We start from the raw sequence: 16,441 nt of genomic DNA, 5'->3' as shown, positions 1-16,441 counted from the left end.
GAAGTTCGGTCGGGTCAGGGGGTAGGCTCGCCCCTGTTCGCGGAGGCTTCGAGGCGTTCGAGGGGCGTGGGTTCGCCGCGGCGGGTGCGACGAACGGCGGCGACGTGCTCCGAGGCGATCACCGCCGCCAGCACCGCGATGACGAGCCCGGCAAGCACGAGCGCCGGCACTAAGGGCCCGGCGGCGCCCACGGCGAGGCATCCTGCCGCCCCGAGGAGGCGTTTGCTGCCCCACGAGCCGGTCATCCTGCGGCGGAAGAGGGCGTGGGCGAGGAGGTATAGCCCCGGCCCCGCCACGACCACGGCGATCTCGGGGAGAGCCAGGACCTCTCTCGGGTACGCGATCACCAGCTCGTCGCCGACGGCCGAGACGATGATGCCGGCGACCATGAGGACGTGCAAATAGGTGTAGCCGTCGCGGGCGAGCGTGGTGCGGTCCTCGGAGAGCTCGAGCCTGCGCTGCGCGATCCTGGCCACGTAGTTGAAGTACAGCCACCACATCGCGGCCGTCGTGACGAAGGCCATCCCGAACGCCGCGAGCCTCGCCCATCCCAGGTCCAGATCGGAGGTCGTCGCCCCGGTGATGACGATGGTCTCCCCGAGCGCGATGATGATAAAGAGTTGGAAGCGCTCCGCGAAGTGCTCCGTCCCCACGCTCCACGTGGCGCCCGCGAGCCGCCGGCGTCCCGGCACCCAGTAGAGGACGAGCGGCGCTACGTAGTCTAGCGCGAGCGCCGCCAGCCAGAGGACCACGCGCGCGGGCCCGTCGACCAGTGCGCCCGCTATCCACAGCACGCCCGCCACGACGAACCACGTAAGGATGCGACCGGCACGCTCCCGTTCTACCGTACCCGGCCCGTACGCGATAAACGTGAGAAAGATGTGGCGTCCCACCTGAATAGCCACGTAGGAGCCGGCGAAGAGCAGCGCCCGCTCCTCGAAAGCTTGCGGGATCGCGACCGACATCAGGAGGCTCAGGAGCATCAAGGAGATCATCAACAGGCGCACGGAGATTGCCTCGGTGTCGAGCTCGTTGGTGACCCACGTCGTGTAGTTCCACGACCACCACACGACGAGCAAGACCAGCAACGACTGCCCGACCCCGGCCCACGTCAGATGCTCCAGCAGGAGGTGGGAGACCTGCGTGATCGCGAACACGAACACCAGGTCGTAGAAGAGCTCCAGCGTGGTAGCCCTCCGCCCCTCCCCGCTGGTCCGCCGCCGTGAATGGTCCATAGAAAGACCATTCTATCCCGGAAAGACGCCAACATCGCCCCACAGCCGGAACCGGCACCGAAACGCTACCCTCAACCCGCCGATACGTCCGGTCGAGGCGTCCCGCGAGAGCCCGAGCGCGAGGGCCGGCTCGGAGCTTCGAACGTCGCCGGCGGCTGACCGGAACAGGCGTCAACGACGGCGGGGCGTCGCATCGAGGCGGATTTTTCTCGGCTCCCAACGCGTGGCGCGGGCGGGGTCGGGCTTACACCACATCTCGTGCAAAGGCGGTCTCCGCGCGTCGTTCGGCGGTCTCGCGGGGTTCGCGAGGGGGTTATCATGCGGTCGAGCGCCCGGGATGTGGCACCGAAACGTGGGGTTTCTTGCGCGAGGCAGATGTTTCAGACGGGATCGAAGTGGCGATGATACGGCTCCCCTTCTTTGGGAAGGTTACCCGCGTGCCGGACCCCGGCCAGTGCGTGGGCCTGCTGCTGGAAGACGGCTCGCGGCGGCAGGGGTTCAGGGCGATCTCCTGCCCCCTCACCTCCGAGACCGGGGAGGTGGTGATCTGGGTCGCCACCGAGGACGAGTACAGGGCCGCCTGGCGTTCGAACCGGGAGGCGGTCGGCGTGCCGTGGCCTGTGGACCGCATCTCGATCTCCGACGCCCCCGCCCACCAGCTCCCCATGAGGTCCGCGTGACCGAAGAGACGCGCAAAGACACGAGGGTATCCCAGGAGGCCGGGATGAGGGAGGAGGCCCGGCAGCTCTTGTGCGCCGCGTACAGGCGTCAGGTCGAGATCTGGGGCAAGGTAACCCAGATGGACCTCGGCGTCGGCGCCGAAGAGCTCGACCTCGACGCCGCGCGCACCGCGGCCCTGGAAGACTTCATGGAGGTCGCCGGCTGGATCGAGGGAGACCCCTACTCCGCCGTCGATTCGCGCCGCATCACCGCCCGGGGCCTCGCCGTCCTGCGCGAAGCCTGATCCCCAAAGCGGTCTAAAGGTATCAGCGGTCAGCTTTCAGCAAAACCAAAAAGCTGACCGCTGACAGCTGAAAGCGGAGGCGAAGCCGCAGCGCGCTGATAGCTGACGGCGCTCGACGGAACGCAGGTTGTCGTAGCCATCGCAACCACGCCAGGCACGCCGCCCTCCTGCTCGACGACCTCGCGCAAAACGCGGTCGGCGGCTTCCTTGATCTCTCCGTTGCCCGACACGATGCTTGCCTCCTATCCCAGCTCCCGCGGGAGCGGGCCAATCCTTTCGCCCAGAATCATGGTGCGCCCGTGGCGGGTCAGGCGCATCCCCGCGATAAAATCAGCGCCACGAGGCGTCCTCGGGCGAGACCTTGAACTGCTCCTTGAGGATGCCGACGAGCAGTTCCTCGGCCCCCTCGCGGCTTGGCTTCTCCGGCAGGTTCGAGGCGCGGAGGGCATCTTCGGCCTCGGTGAAGAGCCGCTCGCTCACCGACTGGACGCGTTTGAGGGTCCACAGTCCGCGTTTGATCTCCTTGAGCTCCTCCGCGTCTACGCCGGTCCTGTCCACCCGGAACTCCCCCGTGCGAAGGAACTCCACCCCCATGCGGAGGAGGCGGATCGCGTGGGCCCCGTGCTTCACGTCGTAGCCGAACCGCTCTACGTTTCTGCGCCGCTTCTCCCCCATGTACCCGGAGACTCCGCGCAGGTCGTTGAGCCGCTTCCTTAGCTTCTTCGCGGACCACTCCCCGTAGATGCCGCGGGCGTGGTTGCCAGGGCCATGAACCCGCTCCATGTCTCTGCGGTGCTGGAGCTCCGCGTTCAACGCCTCCATCTCCCTCTCGCGTTCCGGGTTGTTATCCACCAGACGGGTCATACGCCGAAGCTGGCCGTTGGCGTAGCCGCAGAACGAATCGTAGACGGCCTTCGAAGCGAAGAGGCTTCTGTTCTCGATCAGCCTCTCGTGGGCCGGTGAGGATACGAGGATGCTTCTCGGCGGCAACCAGAGAAGCGAGATCACGTTCGGATTACTCTTGAGCAACAACGAGACGAACTTGCCAAGCTCGTACTCGACGATGTCGTACTCCCCGACCCACCGCTCAAGCGTCTGGCGGCGTCCGAAACCGAAGTAGTGCTCCAGAGGATGCACGAAAGCGCCCATCAGGTCCACGTCGTCCGTCCCGAACTCGTCCTCGGGCGGAAGCGTAGTCCCGTGCGACTCCGAACCCCGGTAGGAGAGGAACACCGTCCCAGATCGAACGAGGTCGGGTACGCTCTCGAGCGGGTTGACGGGATGGGTCATTGGATGCCTTCCTTACCTTAGATCTCGGAAACGGGGCGGCCCAAAGGTCCCATTGCTGAGTAGGGGCGGTGGGATTCGAACCCACACTGTGAGGATTTTAAGTCCTCTGCCTCTGCCGTTGGGCTACGCCCCCGCACGCGCCGCGAAACGCATCACGAGTATAGCAGTCAGCTTTTCTGCTCTTCGAATACCCGGGTGCAACACGCGTTCTCGGGATAAGGCCTCTCCAGCCGCCCGAGCGTCCATTCCGCGACGGCGTTCGGGATGGCGCCGGAGAGTTGCAGGGCCGTGAACGCGTGCAGGCACTTCACGTTTCCGCCCTCCCTGACGCCCGCGACCCGCGTACCGTAGAGGGCGCGGTGCTCCTCGTGAATCGCCTCGACGGCCTCCTCACCGACCGCCTCCCCCGCCTCCCTGACGCCGCCCGTGGACTCGACGCGTGAGATCTCGGCGACCAGGCTCGGGCACGTAACCCAGAAGCTCGTGGGCATGTTCCGCGCCCGCTCGTTCTCGATAACGCTTGGCGTCCCGAACGGGCACCGCGCCGCAACCCGGAAAGGTCTGGGCTCACGCCCGAGCTGGCGCGTGACCGCTTCGCGATCAGGCGAGGCATCAGGCATCAGGCTTCAGCTCTTAGGTAAACCCCGGCGGGCACCGCACCAAGCCGCAGACGGCGGCCCATCACAAGCGCCAGTTTCCTACTAGCGTCATCGCCCTCAAGATCCTTCCCTAATGCCTGAAACCTGCAACCTGAAGCCTAGTCGGAGACTATGTAGACCTTCTCGCCCGGCTTTATCATCCCGTACCGCTCGCGGGCGGCGCGCTCGATACCGGCCGGGGTGTTTAGGTCCTTTACGAGGCGTTGCTGTTCGGTGTTGTGGATCTTTGCTTCTTCGAGCTTTTGCTCCAGGGCGGCGACGTCCGCGCGGCCGGAGATTATGCTCTCTAAAGGGAGATGTAGGAGGCCAGGAGGAGGCCGACGAACGCGGCGTAGAGAAGCACCGCTACCGGCCTTAATCTCCGGGGCACGCTCATCGGCCCGGCCTCAACCTCCCCTCAGGTCTCTTCCCCCACGGTCACTACCTCGACGACGTTGGTCGAGCCCGGCACCGAGCCCGCCGTGCCGCCGGTCAGGATCACCTCGTCGCCATCCTGCAGGTGCCCCGCATCCCTGGCGGCCCTTATGGCCCCGGCGAAGCGGTCTTCCAGGGAGCCGGCCTGCTCGCCGAGGATGGAGGTAACGCCCCAGACGAGCGCGAGCATACGAACGGTGTGCTCTATGGGGCTTATCGCCAGGATCTTGTTCGGCGGCCTGAACCTCGCCACCCTTATGCACGAAAGCCCTGTCTGGGTCGAGGTCAGTATGGCCTCGGTCTCCAGGTCCTCGGCGAGCTCGCAGGCCGCGTGGGTGACGGCGTCGTAGCGGTCGCCCCGGCCCCAGGAGGCGGACGACGGGATGTCGCGGCCGTAGTTTATGGCGCCCTCCGCCGCCCGGCAGATGCGCTCCATCTCCTGCACGCTCTGCATCGGGTAGCGTCCGACGGCCGTCTCCCCCGAGAGCATCACCGCGTCGGCGCGGTCGAAGATCGCGTTGGCCACGTCGGAGACCTCGGCGCGGGTGGGCCTTGGGTTGCGGATCATGGAGTCGAGCATCTGCGTCGCCACTATTACGGGCTTGCCGAGCCTGCGGCACCTCGCTACCATCCGCTTCTGCTCTATCGGGACCCGCTCGGCCGAGAGTTCGACGGCGAGGTCGCCGCGGGCGACCATGATGCCGTCGGAGGCGTTCATGATGTCCTCGATGTTCTCTATGGCCTCGTGCTTCTCTATCTTGGAGATCACGGGCGCGTTCCCGCCAAACTCCTTGATCCTCTCCTTTACCTCCCGCACCTCGTCCCCGGTCCTGACGAACGAGACGGCCACCCAGTCGGGCTGCACCTCCTCCATCCCGAACCTCAAGTCCTCGACGTCCTTGGGCGTGAGCCCTTTTATGGAGAGGTTCGAGTCGGGGAAGTTCAGGCCCTTGTGGGAGGAGACGGGCCCGCCCTCCAGCACCTCGCAGACGACGTCCGTGCCCTCGATGCTCTCGACGCGAAGGCCGATCAGGCCGTCGTCTATGAGCAGCCTGTGGCCCGGACGCACGTCTTCCGCGAGCGCGTCGTAGGAGGTCGCGAGCCGGCTCGCGTCCCCCAGGAAGTCCCCCGCGGCTATGGTCACCCTGTTGCCGGCGACGAGTTCCGTGCCGCCCTCGACCTCACCGGTCCTTATCTTCGGCCCCTGGATGTCCTGCAGGATGGCGACGTTGCGCCCGAGCTCTCTGGCCGTGTCCCTCACGACCTTGGCGTTCTTGAGGTGCATGTTCTGGTCGCCGTGGCTGAAGTTGAACCTCGTAACGTCCACCCCGGCCCGCACGAGCTTCGCTATGTTCTCCTCGGAGGAGGTGGCTGGCCCCAGAGTGGCGACTATCTTCGTCCGGCGGGCGGCCATGCTAGCCCTTCACCCTCGGGTTGAAGGCCGCGCGCCCTGGGTAGGAGCCCGACTCGCCGAGCGCCTCCTCGATGCGGAGAAGCTGGTTGTACTTGGCTACCCGGTCCGTGCGGGCGGGGGCGCCGGTCTTGATCTGGCCGGCGTTCACCGCCACCGCCAGATCGGATATCGTCGCGTCCTCGGTCTCGCCGCTGCGGTGGCTCACCATCGTCGTGTACCCGGACTTGTGCGCGAGCTCCATCGTCTCGAACGTCTCGGTTAGCGTCCCTATCTGGTTGACCTTCACCAGGATGGAGTTGCCGACGCCCTCCCTGATGCCCCGCGCCAGGATCTCCTTGTTCGTCACGAACAGGTCGTCCCCGACGAGCTGGACCCGGTCCCCGAGCCTCTCCGTGATGGCCCCCCAGCCCTGCCAGTCGTCCTCCCCGAGGCCGTCCTCGATGCTCAGGATCGGGTACTGGTCGCACAGCTGCGCGTAGTAGTCGACCATGTCGCCGCTCGATAGCCTGCGCCCCTCGCCGGCCAGGTTGTACTCGCCGTTCTCGTAGAACTCCGAGGCGGCCGGGTCGAGGGCAAAGCCGATCTGGTCCCCCAAAGAGTACCCGCTCCGCTCCACCGCCTCAGCGATGAGCGCGAGCGCCGCCCCGTTGCTCTCGAGGTCGGGCGCGAACCCTCCCTCGTCCCCGATGCCGCCGGAGAGGCCCCGCTCCCCGAGCAGCTTCTTCAAGCCCTGGTAGATCTCGGCCACCGACCGGAGCGCCTCGTCGAACCGGTCGAACCCGAACGGAACGACCATGAACTCCTGAAAGTCCACGTTGTTCGCCGCGTGCGCCCCGCCGTTCATGATGTTCGCGCAAGGCACGGGCAACACGTGCGCCCCGGCCCCGCCAAGATACCTGTACAGAGGAAGCGCGGAAGCTTCGGCCGCGGCCTTCGCCGCGGCGAGAGAGACGCCGAGGATGGCGTTGGCCCCCAACCGGCCCTTGTTGGGGGTGCCGTCGGCCTCGATCATGGCGAGGTCGAGGGTCCGCTGGTCGGCGGCGTCCAGCCCGATGACGGCCTGCGCGATCTCCGTGTCCACGTTGTCGGCGGCGTTCAAGACGCCCTTGCCGCCGTAGCGCGACTTGTCCCCGTCCCTGAGCTCCACGGCCTCGTTCGCGCCCGTCGAGGCCCCCGAAGGGACCGAGGCGCGGCCGACGAAGCCGCTAACCGTGGCGAGCTCGACCTCGACCGTGGGGTTTCCCCGTGAGTCCAGGATCTCCCTTCCGTGGACCGCGACGATCTCCGTCATCATCCTCCCTTTTTAGCTGTCAGCCATCAGCCATCAGCTTTCAGCTTTTTTCGGATAGTACCCGAAACCGCCTTTTTCTACCGATAAGCTGACTAGCTTTCCGTAACTCTACGCCCTGGCACCACGTTGCGCCACCGGAGGACGACTTTTCTCGCCATGAAGTCTCTCCAGCCGATAAAAAGCTGATGGCTGACAGCTGTCAGCGCGGTTCGCGCAGCGAACCGCTACCCCTGGCTGGCAGGCTTGTAGCCCGGCAGGTACTTCACGTTGCGCTCTTTCTTCTGTTCGTCGAGCCACTTGGTGAACTCTTCTTCCTGCTGGGTGGCGGCTAGCTGGTCCGTGATCTGGGCCTCCACGTCCTCGAGGGGCTGGGTCTGCTCCTCGCGGATCTCGGTGACCTCGATGAGATGGTAGCCGAACTCGGTCTCTACGGGGCCGACGATCTCACCCTGCTCGGCGGCGAAGGTGGCCTCCTCGAAGGGGGGCACGGTCTCGCCCTTGCCGAGGCAGCCGAGGTCGCCGCCCTTCTCGGCGCTGCCGGGGTCTTGCGAGTTCTCCTTGGCGAGCGCGGCGAAGTCCCCGCCGTTCTCAAGCTCGGCCTTGACCTCTTCGGCCTTCTCCTTCTGGTCCTTGTTGAAGAGGATGTGCCTGGCGCAGCGCTGGGCCGGCTGGGTGAACTGGGTCTTGTTGTCGTCGTAGAACTTCTGGACCTCGTCCCGGGAAGGCTCGGCGTTGCCGGATACCCGCTCCTGGACCTGCTGGACCGGGAGGTTCTCCCTGATGTCCTGGCGGAGCTCCTGCTCGGAGATGTTGTTCTCTTCGAGCGCCTGGTCGAAGGCCTCCTGGTTCTCCAGGTTCTGCCCCGAGGCGCGGGCCTGCTCGCCGACCTGCTGCTTTATGGTCTCGAGCTCCTGGTCCACCTCTTTATCCGAGACAGTGATGCCCTCCTCCTGGGCGTAGGTCTTGGCGATCTCGATGCCCACGAGCTGCGGCATCACCTGCTGGACGGCCGTCTCGTACTCTGGAGAGCTCGGGTCCAGCTCGCCGAGCCCGCTCTGCTGGGCGAACTGCTGCAACTCGCCCTCCGTCACCTCGCCGCCCTCGTAAGTCGCCACCTTCTTGGACCCCGAATCGGAGTTGGCGGTCGTGTCGGCGGGCTGGCAGCCAACCACGGAGACCAGAATCAACGCGCACAGGACAAAGACCGCCCTCAAAGATAGATGCTTGCTCAAAGCGACGAGAACCTCGCTGTCGGGATAGCTTTCCAAGAACCGCGGCAGATTATATCAGCACGCCGGCTTCGCCGGCTCTCGGCACGCTTCGCCCTATGGGCCCCGCTCTCGGCACGCATCGGCCTGCTTCGCAGTCCTCGCTCTCAGCACGCTCCGGCTGTCGCCTCCGCTTTCAGCTTCTTGTTGCGCACGGGCCGGGCGGGCAGCGCGGGGCGGGACGGTTTGGGTACCGGGAGGCGTAACGCGCACAGACGACCGGCTGAAAGCCTCCCGCAGGGAGGCGTGCCGAGAGCGGAAGCCGAAGGCTGCAGCGGGCTGAAAGGCGCCAACGGCGCCGGGCTGACAAGCTGCCCGTAGGGCGGAGCGTGCTGCCTACTCGGAGAGTAGGCGCAACGTCGCCTCGGCGAGTTCCAGCGGGCCGAGGTCGGAGTCTTTGACGGTGACCCGGCCCTCCCTGCCGCCGACGGTGCCGCCGGTGTGCTTCCTGATCCGGGCCGACTCCACGGGACCGGCGGTTACGCCCGAGACGGAGAGCGTGCCGGATCGGAAGTTCACTGAGGTAGCCCCGATCTTGCGGGCCAAGACCTTCGCGCGGGAGATGCCGAGCAGGTTGATGGCCGGCTCGGGCAGCGCGCCGAAGCGGTCCGTTAGCTCTTCGGCGAGGTCGTCGACCTCGGCGAGGGACGAGGTGCCCGAAGCGCGGCGGTAGAGGTCGACGCGTTCGATCTCGTCCATCACGTACTCGGGCGGCAGGTACGCGTCCAGGGACAACTCCACGATGACGGGCCGCCCCTCCTCCCGCTTCTGCGACTCTCCCCTGGCCTGGGCGACGGCTTCTTCGAGGAGCTGCAGGTACATCTCGAAGCCCACGGCCGCTATGTGGCCCGATTGCTCGGCGCCGAGGAGGTTGCCGGCGCCCCGGATCTCCAGATCCCGCATGGCGATGGCGAAGCCGCTGCCGAGCTCGGTAAAGTCCATGAGGGCTTCGAGGCGCTTCTGGGACTCGACGGTGGCGCCGAGGGGCGCGAAGAGGTAAGCGTAGCCCTGCTGGCTGGAGCGCCCGATCCTGCCCCGCAACTGGTAGAGCTGCGCGAGCCCCATCGCGTCGGCCCGGTCCACGACGAGCGTGTTGGCGCTCGCCACGTCCAGCCCACTCTCGACGATGGTGGTAGTTACGAGCACGTCTGCCCGGCCTTCGAGGAAGTGTCCCATCACGCCTTCGAGCGCCCGCTCGGGCATCTGCCCGTGCGCCGTGACGAACGTCGCGTCGGGCACCAGCGAGCGGAGCCTCTCCGTGACCTCGTCTATGCTCTCGACGCGGTTGTGGACGAAGAAGGTCTGCCCGCCACGGGCCACCTCCCGCTCGATGGCCCGCCGGACCAGGTCCTCGTCGTAGGGGCCCACGTGCGTCTGGATGCTGCGCCGTCCGGCGGGTGGCGTCTCTATGACGCTTATGTCCCGCAAAGAAGCCAGGCCCATCTGCATGGTGCGCGGGATCGGGGTGGCCGTAAGCGTCACGACGTCCACGCTGGTCTTGAACTCCTTGAGCCGCTCCTTGTGCTTGACCCCGAAGCGCTGCTCCTCGTCGACGATGATCAGGCCAAGGTCCTTCGGCGAGACCTCCGCCCCGAGCAACGCGTGCGTCCCTATGAGCACGTCGACCTCGCCCTCCGCGAAGTCCTTGAGGATGCGTCGCCTTTCGGCGGGCTTGGTGAACCTGGAGAGGCTCTCCACCCTGACGGCGAAGGAGCCGAGGCGCTTCTCGAAGGTCCGCTCGTGCTGCTGCACCAGGATCGTGGTGGGCGCGAGCATCATGGTCTGTTTGCCGGCGAGCGTCGCCTTGAAGGCGGCCCTTACCGCCACCTCGGTCTTACCGAAGCCGACGTCTCCGCAGACCAGGCGGTCCGTCGGGTGGGGCCTCTGCATGTCCGTCTTGACGGCGGCTATGGCCGCCTCCTGGTCGGTGGTCTCCTGGTAGGGAAAGCTCTCCTCGAGCTCGCGCTCCCACTCGGCGTCGGGCGGGAAGGCGAAGCCCGGGGCCGCTGCTCTCTGAGCGTAGAGACGGAGGAGCTCACCGGCCAGCGCTTTTACCCTCTTGCGGACCCTGTCGGTTACCTGGGCCCAGGTCGAGCCTCCGAGCTTGTCCAGGCGCGTGCCTTCGCCGCCTATGTACTTGTGGAGGAGCTCCATCTGCTCGTAGGGGACGAAGAGCGTGTCGTCCCCGCGATAGGTGACCTGCATGTAGTCGCGCGTCGCCCCGAGGACCTCCTTGGCGACGAGCCCTTCGAACCGCCCGATGCCCTGCGCCGCGTGGACGACGAGGTCGCCCACTTTCAGGTCCGCGAAGGATGAGACCACCCGTCCGGGGCGGCGCTTCGGCTCGCGCCTGCGGCCGAGCAGCGCGTCCCGCCGCACGACCGCGACGCCGTCCTCGGGGTACGTGAAGCCCTCCTCGACGGGGCCGGGCACCGCGTAGAGGCCCGGCGGGAGGGACGGGTCGACCCATTCGGCCTCGCGCATGGTGCGGTGGATCTCCCCGAACGCGTAGACGGTCCTCCTCGCCTCCCCGCCGGAATCACACGCCACGAAGACGGCCAACCCACCCTCGACCAGCGCGTCCAGCCTTCGCGCCGCCTCGCGCAAAGTGGTGGCGAACGCCGCGACCGGCGGCGCCTCGACTGCCTCCCCCTCCTCGTCGAGCGAGAACTCCACGTCCGCGGCGGGCGGCGCCTCGTCGTACATCTCCCGGACTAGGTCCTCCAGCCCCTCGGGCAACCCCTCCTGCGCCCCCTCGCGCCACACCTCGAACCCGTCCGGCACGAGATCGGCCGGCGAGACGGGGTCGAGGTCGGCGAGGAGGCGGTCGAGGCCCGGCACCCGCGCCCCGCGGCGGGCCTCCTCCGGGTAGCCGTCCCCGGCCGCGGCGGCGAGGCCGGCAAGGTCCCCCTCGCGGGCGGCGTAGACGGTAACGCCTTCGAGCTCGCGCACGACGCGCTGGGTGGCGAGGGAGACGGCGCGGACGCTCTCCACCTCGTCGCCCCACCACTCGACCCGCACGGGCGAGCGGCGGGTGCTCGGGAAGACGTCCACGATCCCACCCCGCACCGCGAACTCGCCCGGACGCGAGGCCCGGTCAACCCTCTCGTAACCCAGGCCGACGAGCCTCTCGAGCGTCTCGTCGAGCTCGATCTCCGTCCCACCCGAGAGCGCTAGCGGCTCGTGGAGCGGCGTCTTCTCCATGAAAGCGAGCGGACCGGCCACCACGAGCCTGGCCGAAGAGAACGACCTCAAAGCCCGCTGCCGCCGGCCGACCCGCGTGACCGCCGGCTCGAACACGTCCCCGAACGCCACGCCGCGCGAAGGAAGATGGACCACCGGCCCGTCGGTAAACACCGCGGCCTCGCCAGCGTAACGCTCCGCCGCCTCCTCGCTCGCCGCGAGCAGCAGTACGGGAGAACCCGCTTTCGCCGCAAGGTAAGAGCGAACCCTGCGCGGGGCGCGCAGGAGCCTGGTTCTGGTCTTCTCGCTCACCGGGGGATTCTACCCGCTCACGAGCAAAAACAATGTGAAGAGAAGCCGTCAGCTATCCGCTATTTGAGACAATGGTCTTCTTATCGGCGGGAGTGGGAGACCAAGCTGTGGGGATTGTTGAAGATCTGAACAGGCGCGGCGAGGGCGCGCTGCCGGGGCTTATCGGGTTGGAGATAGTGGAGGCGGCGGAGGGTTCCATCTCCAGCCGGCTGCAATTGAGGGACGAGCTTCTGGCGCCGAACGGCTACCTGCACGCGGCGACGGTCGTGGCGCTCGCGGACACCTCTTGCGGCTACGGCACGTTCGTACACCTTCCCGAGGGATCGACGGGCTTCACCACGATAGAGCTTAAGAGCAACTTCCTCGGCACGGCCCGCGAGGGGACCATCTGGTGCGAAGCGCGGCTCGTCCACGGCGGTCGCACCACCCAGGTGTGGGACGCCACCGTACAAGGACCCGAGAAGACCCTCGCGCTCTTCCGCTGCACGCAGATGGTGCTCTACCCGAGTTAGTGGGCCGGGGCTTTTTCGGCCCTTCCGAGACCGATACCCGTGATGAGGACGACGCTGAACAGGATCACGGCGAGGCCGGCCAGCGTACCGAAGCCTACCGGCTCGCCGAGAAACAGGACCCCGAAGATCAGGCCGAAGACCGGCACTATGAGCGTGACGGTTGAGGTGGCCGTGGGCCCCGCGCTGGCGATGAGGTGGAAAAACAGCAGGTACGCGACCGCGGTCGAGAGGACGGCGAGCGCCAGCACGCAGAGCGCCGCCGAGACGGAAGGCGCCTCGTTCGGCAGGTCCGTGAAGGATATGGGGATCATGATGCCCGCGGCGGCCGTCTGCTGGCCCACGGCGAGGGTGAGCGGCGGGACGCCGACGAAGGCCCGCTTGGTGAAGACCGCCCCGACCCCGTAGCAGAGGGAAGCCCCGAGCACCGCGGCGACCGAGAGCAGGACGATGGGGCTCAGCGGCAGCGGGTCCCAGCCGACGAGCACCGCGACCCCGAAGATGCCGAGCAGCACGCCCAGGATCTTCTTCGGCGTCAACGATTCCCCCAGCCAGAGGGCGGCGACGAGCGCCGTGAACAAGACGGTCGTCGAGTTCAGGATGGCGGCCAGGGAGGCGGTGAGGTGCAGCTCGGAGGCCGAGATCAGGGAGAACGGCACCGCCGTGTTGGCGAACCCCACGAACAGCAAGGGCGCCCACAAACCCCGCAGCTTCAGCGCCCGTCGCGTCGCGACCGCGAAGAGCGCGAGGGTGAGGGCCGCCAGCCCGACGCGCAGCCCGACGAGGACGAAGGGCCCGAGCGCGGGCACGGCTACCCGGATAAACAGGAACGACGCGCCCCAGAGGGCGCCGAGCGAGATCAGGGCCGCGAAGTCTTTGAAGCTCAAGCCGCGCTTCTCTCTGCGGCGCTCAAGACCCCGATCCGAGCACGCGACGCTCGTGCTCCAGCAGCCGCTCCTTGAGGTGCAAGCCCCCGTTGAACCCGCCGAGCGAGCCGTCCGCCGCTATGACCCTGTGGCACGGCACGACCACGGGCAGCCGGTTAGTGGCGTTTGCCCGTCCGACGGCGCGGGCGGCGCCGGGTCGGTCGAGCCTGTCCGCTATCTCCCCGTACGACCGCGTCTCCCCGTAAGGTATGCGCGTGAGCTCCATCCACACGGCCTTCTGCCACTCGGACCCGACGAACGAGAGCGGCAACCCGAACTCCCGGCGCTCGCCGGCGTAGTACTCCCGCAACTCCTCCCGCGCCGGGGCGGTCCTCGCCCCGTCGTGCAAAATCCGGAATCCCTCGTCCTCCAGCGCCTCTTCCATGGAGTGCCCGCCTTCGCCCTCGGCGAAGTGGAGGGCGACAAGGGCCCCCTCCTCGTCCACGGCGAAGGCCAGTTCCCCGGCCGGCGACTCGACCGCGTCGGCGTAAACGTTCATGCGACCGTCTCCTCTCTACGTGCTTCTTTCTCTTTGGGGGCGCCTCCGAGGCTCTTCCACAGGTGCTGCACGGCGTAGGAGCGCCAGGGACGCCAGCGTTCGGCCAGCGCTTCCACGCCCCGGGGGTTGCCGGGATGGCCGAGCCGCGCGAGCGCCCTGCGCACCCCGAGGTCCGTCGGCAGGAACGCGTCGGGCTCCCCGAGCGCCCGCATCGCGACGTATGACGCGGTCCACGGCCCGATCCCCCGCAGCGACAGGAGCCGCCGCCGGGCCTCGTCACGGTCTGCGCCCGGGTCCAGCAGCACCTCCCCACGCTCCAGGCTGCCCGCCAGAGACACCAGGGTCTCGTGCCTGGCCCCCGGCAGCCCCGATTGATCGGGCCCGGCCTCCGCGATGGCGGCCGGTTCGGGGAAGAGGTGCGTGAGCGTCTCGGCGGGATCCTGCAAACTCACAGGCAGGCCGTCTCCGCAGTTCCTGACCAGCCTGCCCGCGAGGGTCCTCGCCCCCGCCACGGAGACCTGCTGGCCGAGCACGGCCCTCGCCGCGAGTTCTTCGGCGTCGGTGCCGCCGGGCGTCCGAAGACCGGGGCGTCCGGCCACGAGCGGCCCCAGAATCGGGTCGGCCGCAAAAGCCCCGTCGACCGCCACAGGGTCGGCATCGAGGTCGAGGAGCCGCCTGCAGCGTTGCACCGCCGCGCCGAGGTCCCGCAGATCTTCGAGGCGCAGGACGCATCTGATGCGCCCCTCGCCGGCCGAAAGCGCGACGGTTCCGGCGCCGTGGGGCAGCCTGAGGGTCCGCCGGTAGACGCCGCCTTCGTACGACTCTATGCCGGGGACGGCCCGGGCGCCGAGGAAATCCAGAAGGCCGCCGATATCCAGAGGTTCGCGGTACGGGAGTCGGAGGTGGATCTCACCCCGCTCCATACCCTCCGAAACCCCGCCGCGCCTCCCCGCCCTCCGAAGCTCTCCGGGCGTCGCCGCAAAGACGGCCCGCACGGTCTCGTTGAACTGCCGGATGCTCGAAAAGCCGGCGGCGAAGGCGACCTGAGTAATGGGCAGGCCGGTCGATTCGAGCAAGAGCCTTGCGGTGTGGGCCCGACGGGTCCGGGCCAGCGCGAGCGGCCCCGCGCCGAGCTCCGCCACGAGGAGCCGGTGCAGGTGGCGCTCCGTGTATCCCAGGCGTCCGGCGAGGCCGGAGACGCCCTCGCGGTCGACGACGCCGTCCGAGATGAGGCGCATGGCCCTCGCGGCGGCGTCGGCCCGAACGTCCCACTCGGGTGAGCCGGGCACGGCGTCCGGCAGGCAGCGCTTGCACGCCCGAAAGCCGGCGTACTGGGCGGCGCCTGCGGTCGGGTAGAAGCGCACGTTCTTCCTCTTGGGCGTGACGGCCGGGCAGCTCGGGCGGCAGTAGATCCCGGTAGAAGTCACGGCCACTATGAACCACCCGTCGAAACGCTCGTCGCGGCTGCTGACCGCCCTGTACCTGCTGTCGAAGTCCCCGATCACGCCCCCGATTGTGCCACCCCCACCATCCCTTTTCTGGCGGAAATCGGACATGGCCGTGGACGGCGCATCCACCCGGTTAGCCGAAGGCCCGGGCCAGGGCGGCGGTGAGGGCCGCGAGGAAGACGGCGACGAGCACCGGCGCGCGCAGCGCGAGGGCTATGGCCGCCACCCCTACGCCGAGGGCCTTCTCGTCGAGGACGAGCGCGCCGTCGTCGCCGAAGGTCTCGGTGACGACGAGGGCCGCGAGAAGGGCTGGGGCGAGGAGCGGGATCACGGCGTTCGCCCACGCCGGGAGCTCCTTCCCCCCGGCGAGCACCGGCCCCGAGGCCTTGATCGCGGCGTTGGCGAGGGCGACGGCGAGCAGCGTGAACCAGAGCGTCATCAAAACGTCCTCCTCAGACCGAGGAGCGCGGCCACGCAGGCGGCGATCACGGGCACGCCGGGGGGTGCCACGGGGACGAGCAAGAGGGCCAGGACCGCGGCGAGAACCGCCACGACGAGCGCCGACCCTCCGTTGCGGATCTCTCCGACGAGGAGAACCAGAAAGAAGGCCGGAAAGATGGCGTCGAGGCCAAGCCTCTCGGGGTCTCCGACGAGGTCCCCGCCGAGGACCCCGACGGCCGTGCCCCCGACCCAGGCGACTATCTGCGGGACGCTGGCCCCGATCATGAACTCGCGGTCGAACCGTCCCCCGCCCCGGCTGGCCAGGGCCCAGGAGGTGTCGATCACGGTCTGTCCTTCGAGCGCGCGCCGCAACCGCCCGCCCTTGAGGTAGGGCCCGACGGCCAACCCCATCGGCCCGAAACGGGCGTTCAGGAGCACGGCGGCGGCGATTGCCGCGACCGGCCCCCCGCCCGAACCCAGAACCGCGGCCACCGCGAACTGGGCGGATGCGGAGCAGATAAAGACGGAGGAGGCGATGGCCGCCAGCGCCCCCAGCCCAAAGAGCCGGCGAGGACCCCGAAGGAGACG

The 16,441-nt window shown here is 68.0% G+C and carries 17 protein-coding genes and 1 tRNA gene; 3 read left to right on the top strand and 15 right to left on the bottom strand.

What is annotated here, in order from left to right:
* Window positions 1–14: 14 nt before the first annotated feature.
* Window positions 15–1,235, bottom strand: coding sequence for a low temperature requirement protein A (locus GBA63_RS06990; RefSeq protein WP_166174714.1), 1,221 nt, complete (start codon window positions 1,233–1,235; stop codon window positions 15–17).
* A gap of 437 nt (window positions 1,236–1,672) precedes the next feature.
* On the opposite strand from GBA63_RS06990, the gene GBA63_RS06985 reads away from it, so the two are divergent.
* Both GBA63_RS06985 and GBA63_RS06980 read left to right on the top strand, forming a co-directional pair.
* Window positions 1,673–1,915 carry a hypothetical protein gene (locus GBA63_RS06985; RefSeq protein WP_166174712.1) on the top strand — a complete coding sequence of 81 codons (243 nt, stop codon included), beginning with the start codon at window positions 1,673–1,675 and terminating at the stop codon, window positions 1,913–1,915.
* Entirely contained in the window at window positions 1,912–2,199 is a 288-nt protein-coding gene (locus tag GBA63_RS06980) for a hypothetical protein (RefSeq protein ID WP_166174710.1), read from the top strand. The genes GBA63_RS06985 and GBA63_RS06980 overlap by 4 nt, the downstream gene beginning before the upstream one ends.
* A gap of 29 nt (window positions 2,200–2,228) precedes the next feature.
* Here GBA63_RS06980 and GBA63_RS06975 read toward each other — a convergent pair whose 3' ends face one another.
* The 9 genes from GBA63_RS06975 to mfd all read right to left on the bottom strand — a co-directional run bounded on the left by GBA63_RS06975 (window position 2,229) and on the right by mfd (window position 12,030).
* A complete protein-coding gene (locus GBA63_RS06975; RefSeq protein WP_166174708.1) occupies window positions 2,229–2,429 on the bottom strand; it encodes a hypothetical protein in 201 nt (66 codons plus the stop codon).
* A gap of 100 nt (window positions 2,430–2,529) precedes the next feature.
* A complete protein-coding gene (locus tag GBA63_RS06970) occupies window positions 2,530–3,489 on the bottom strand; it encodes a nucleotidyltransferase domain-containing protein (protein WP_166174706.1) in 960 nt (319 codons plus the stop codon).
* 60 nt (window positions 3,490–3,549) lie between these two features.
* Window positions 3,550–3,622: transfer RNA gene (locus GBA63_RS06965), tRNA-Leu, on the bottom strand.
* A gap of 34 nt (window positions 3,623–3,656) precedes the next feature.
* Complete coding sequence (locus GBA63_RS06960) at window positions 3,657–4,109, bottom strand: DUF501 domain-containing protein (RefSeq protein ID WP_166174704.1); 453 nt, start codon at window positions 4,107–4,109, stop codon at window positions 3,657–3,659.
* A 137-nt stretch (window positions 4,110–4,246) separates the two neighbouring features.
* Window positions 4,247–4,426 carry an FtsB family cell division protein gene (locus GBA63_RS24295; protein ID WP_407690833.1) on the bottom strand — a complete coding sequence of 60 codons (180 nt, stop codon included), beginning with the start codon at window positions 4,424–4,426 and terminating at the stop codon, window positions 4,247–4,249.
* A 119-nt stretch (window positions 4,427–4,545) separates the two neighbouring features.
* Window positions 4,546–5,976 carry a pyruvate kinase gene (gene pyk / locus GBA63_RS06950; RefSeq protein WP_166174702.1) on the bottom strand — a complete coding sequence of 477 codons (1,431 nt, stop codon included), beginning with the start codon at window positions 5,974–5,976 and terminating at the stop codon, window positions 4,546–4,548.
* Window position 5,977: 1 nt separating this feature from the next.
* The gene (gene eno / locus GBA63_RS06945) at window positions 5,978–7,267 is read right to left on the bottom strand and encodes a phosphopyruvate hydratase (RefSeq protein ID WP_166174700.1); all 1,290 of its coding nucleotides are present in this window, start codon (window positions 7,265–7,267) and stop codon (window positions 5,978–5,980) included.
* Between the two features lie 224 nt (window positions 7,268–7,491).
* Entirely contained in the window at window positions 7,492–8,499 is a 1,008-nt protein-coding gene (locus GBA63_RS06940; RefSeq protein ID WP_166174698.1) for a peptidylprolyl isomerase, read from the bottom strand.
* 372 nt (window positions 8,500–8,871) lie between these two features.
* The gene (gene mfd, locus GBA63_RS06935; protein WP_166174697.1) at window positions 8,872–12,030 is read right to left on the bottom strand and encodes a transcription-repair coupling factor; all 3,159 of its coding nucleotides are present in this window, start codon (window positions 12,028–12,030) and stop codon (window positions 8,872–8,874) included.
* 107 nt (window positions 12,031–12,137) lie between these two features.
* On the opposite strand from mfd, the gene GBA63_RS06930 reads away from it, so the two are divergent.
* Complete coding sequence (locus GBA63_RS06930) at window positions 12,138–12,542, top strand: PaaI family thioesterase (protein WP_207957115.1); 405 nt, start codon at window positions 12,138–12,140, stop codon at window positions 12,540–12,542.
* Here the strand turns inward: GBA63_RS06930 and GBA63_RS06925 are convergent.
* The 5 genes from GBA63_RS06925 to GBA63_RS06905 are packed head-to-tail and all read right to left on the bottom strand — an operon-like array spanning window position 12,539 to window position 16,372.
* Complete coding sequence (locus GBA63_RS06925; RefSeq protein WP_166174693.1) at window positions 12,539–13,426, bottom strand: DMT family transporter; 888 nt, start codon at window positions 13,424–13,426, stop codon at window positions 12,539–12,541. The two genes, GBA63_RS06930 and GBA63_RS06925, sit on opposite strands and share 4 nt — an antisense overlap.
* A 22-nt stretch (window positions 13,427–13,448) precedes the next feature.
* Window positions 13,449–13,964 (bottom strand): methylated-DNA--[protein]-cysteine S-methyltransferase, encoded by a 516-nt coding sequence (locus GBA63_RS06920; RefSeq protein ID WP_166174691.1) that lies wholly within the window; start codon window positions 13,962–13,964, stop codon window positions 13,449–13,451.
* Window positions 13,961–15,520 carry a DNA-3-methyladenine glycosylase 2 gene (locus GBA63_RS06915; RefSeq protein WP_228282341.1) on the bottom strand — a complete coding sequence of 520 codons (1,560 nt, stop codon included), beginning with the start codon at window positions 15,518–15,520 and terminating at the stop codon, window positions 13,961–13,963. The genes GBA63_RS06920 and GBA63_RS06915 overlap by 4 nt, the downstream gene beginning before the upstream one ends.
* Before the next feature lie 25 nt (window positions 15,521–15,545).
* The gene (locus tag GBA63_RS06910) at window positions 15,546–15,851 is read right to left on the bottom strand and encodes an AzlD domain-containing protein (protein WP_166174689.1); all 306 of its coding nucleotides are present in this window, start codon (window positions 15,849–15,851) and stop codon (window positions 15,546–15,548) included.
* Window positions 15,851–16,372 carry an AzlC family ABC transporter permease gene (locus GBA63_RS06905; protein WP_407690832.1) on the bottom strand — a complete coding sequence of 174 codons (522 nt, stop codon included), beginning with the start codon at window positions 16,370–16,372 and terminating at the stop codon, window positions 15,851–15,853. The genes GBA63_RS06910 and GBA63_RS06905 overlap by 1 nt, the downstream gene beginning before the upstream one ends.
* Window positions 16,373–16,441: the final 69 nt, after the last annotated feature.

The sequence above is a fragment of the Rubrobacter tropicus genome, from assembly GCF_011492945.1.
Classification (GTDB): domain Bacteria; phylum Actinomycetota; class Rubrobacteria; order Rubrobacterales; family Rubrobacteraceae; genus Rubrobacter_D; species Rubrobacter_D tropicus.
This window is presented reverse-complemented; position numbering and strand designations above follow the sequence as displayed.

Coding starts and splice junctions, on each gene's coding strand:
- GBA63_RS06990 (WP_166174714.1), bottom strand. CDS start 1,235: ATGGACCATTCACGGCGGCGGACCAGCGGGGAGGGGCGGAGGGCTACC.
- GBA63_RS06970 (WP_166174706.1), bottom strand. CDS start 3,489: ATGACCCATCCCGTCAACCCGCTCGAGAGCGTACCCGACCTCGTTCGA.
- GBA63_RS06960 (WP_166174704.1), bottom strand. CDS start 4,109: ATGCCTGATGCCTCGCCTGATCGCGAAGCGGTCACGCGCCAGCTCGGG.
- pyk (WP_166174702.1), bottom strand. CDS start 5,976: ATGGCCGCCCGCCGGACGAAGATAGTCGCCACTCTGGGGCCAGCCACC.
- eno (WP_166174700.1), bottom strand. CDS start 7,267: ATGACGGAGATCGTCGCGGTCCACGGAAGGGAGATCCTGGACTCACGG.
- GBA63_RS06920 (WP_166174691.1), bottom strand. CDS start 13,964: ATGAACGTTTACGCCGACGCGGTCGAGTCGCCGGCCGGGGAACTGGCC.
- GBA63_RS06915 (WP_228282341.1), bottom strand. CDS start 15,520: ATGTCCGATTTCCGCCAGAAAAGGGATGGTGGGGGTGGCACAATCGGG.
- GBA63_RS06910 (WP_166174689.1), bottom strand. CDS start 15,851: ATGACGCTCTGGTTCACGCTGCTCGCCGTCGCCCTCGCCAACGCCGCG.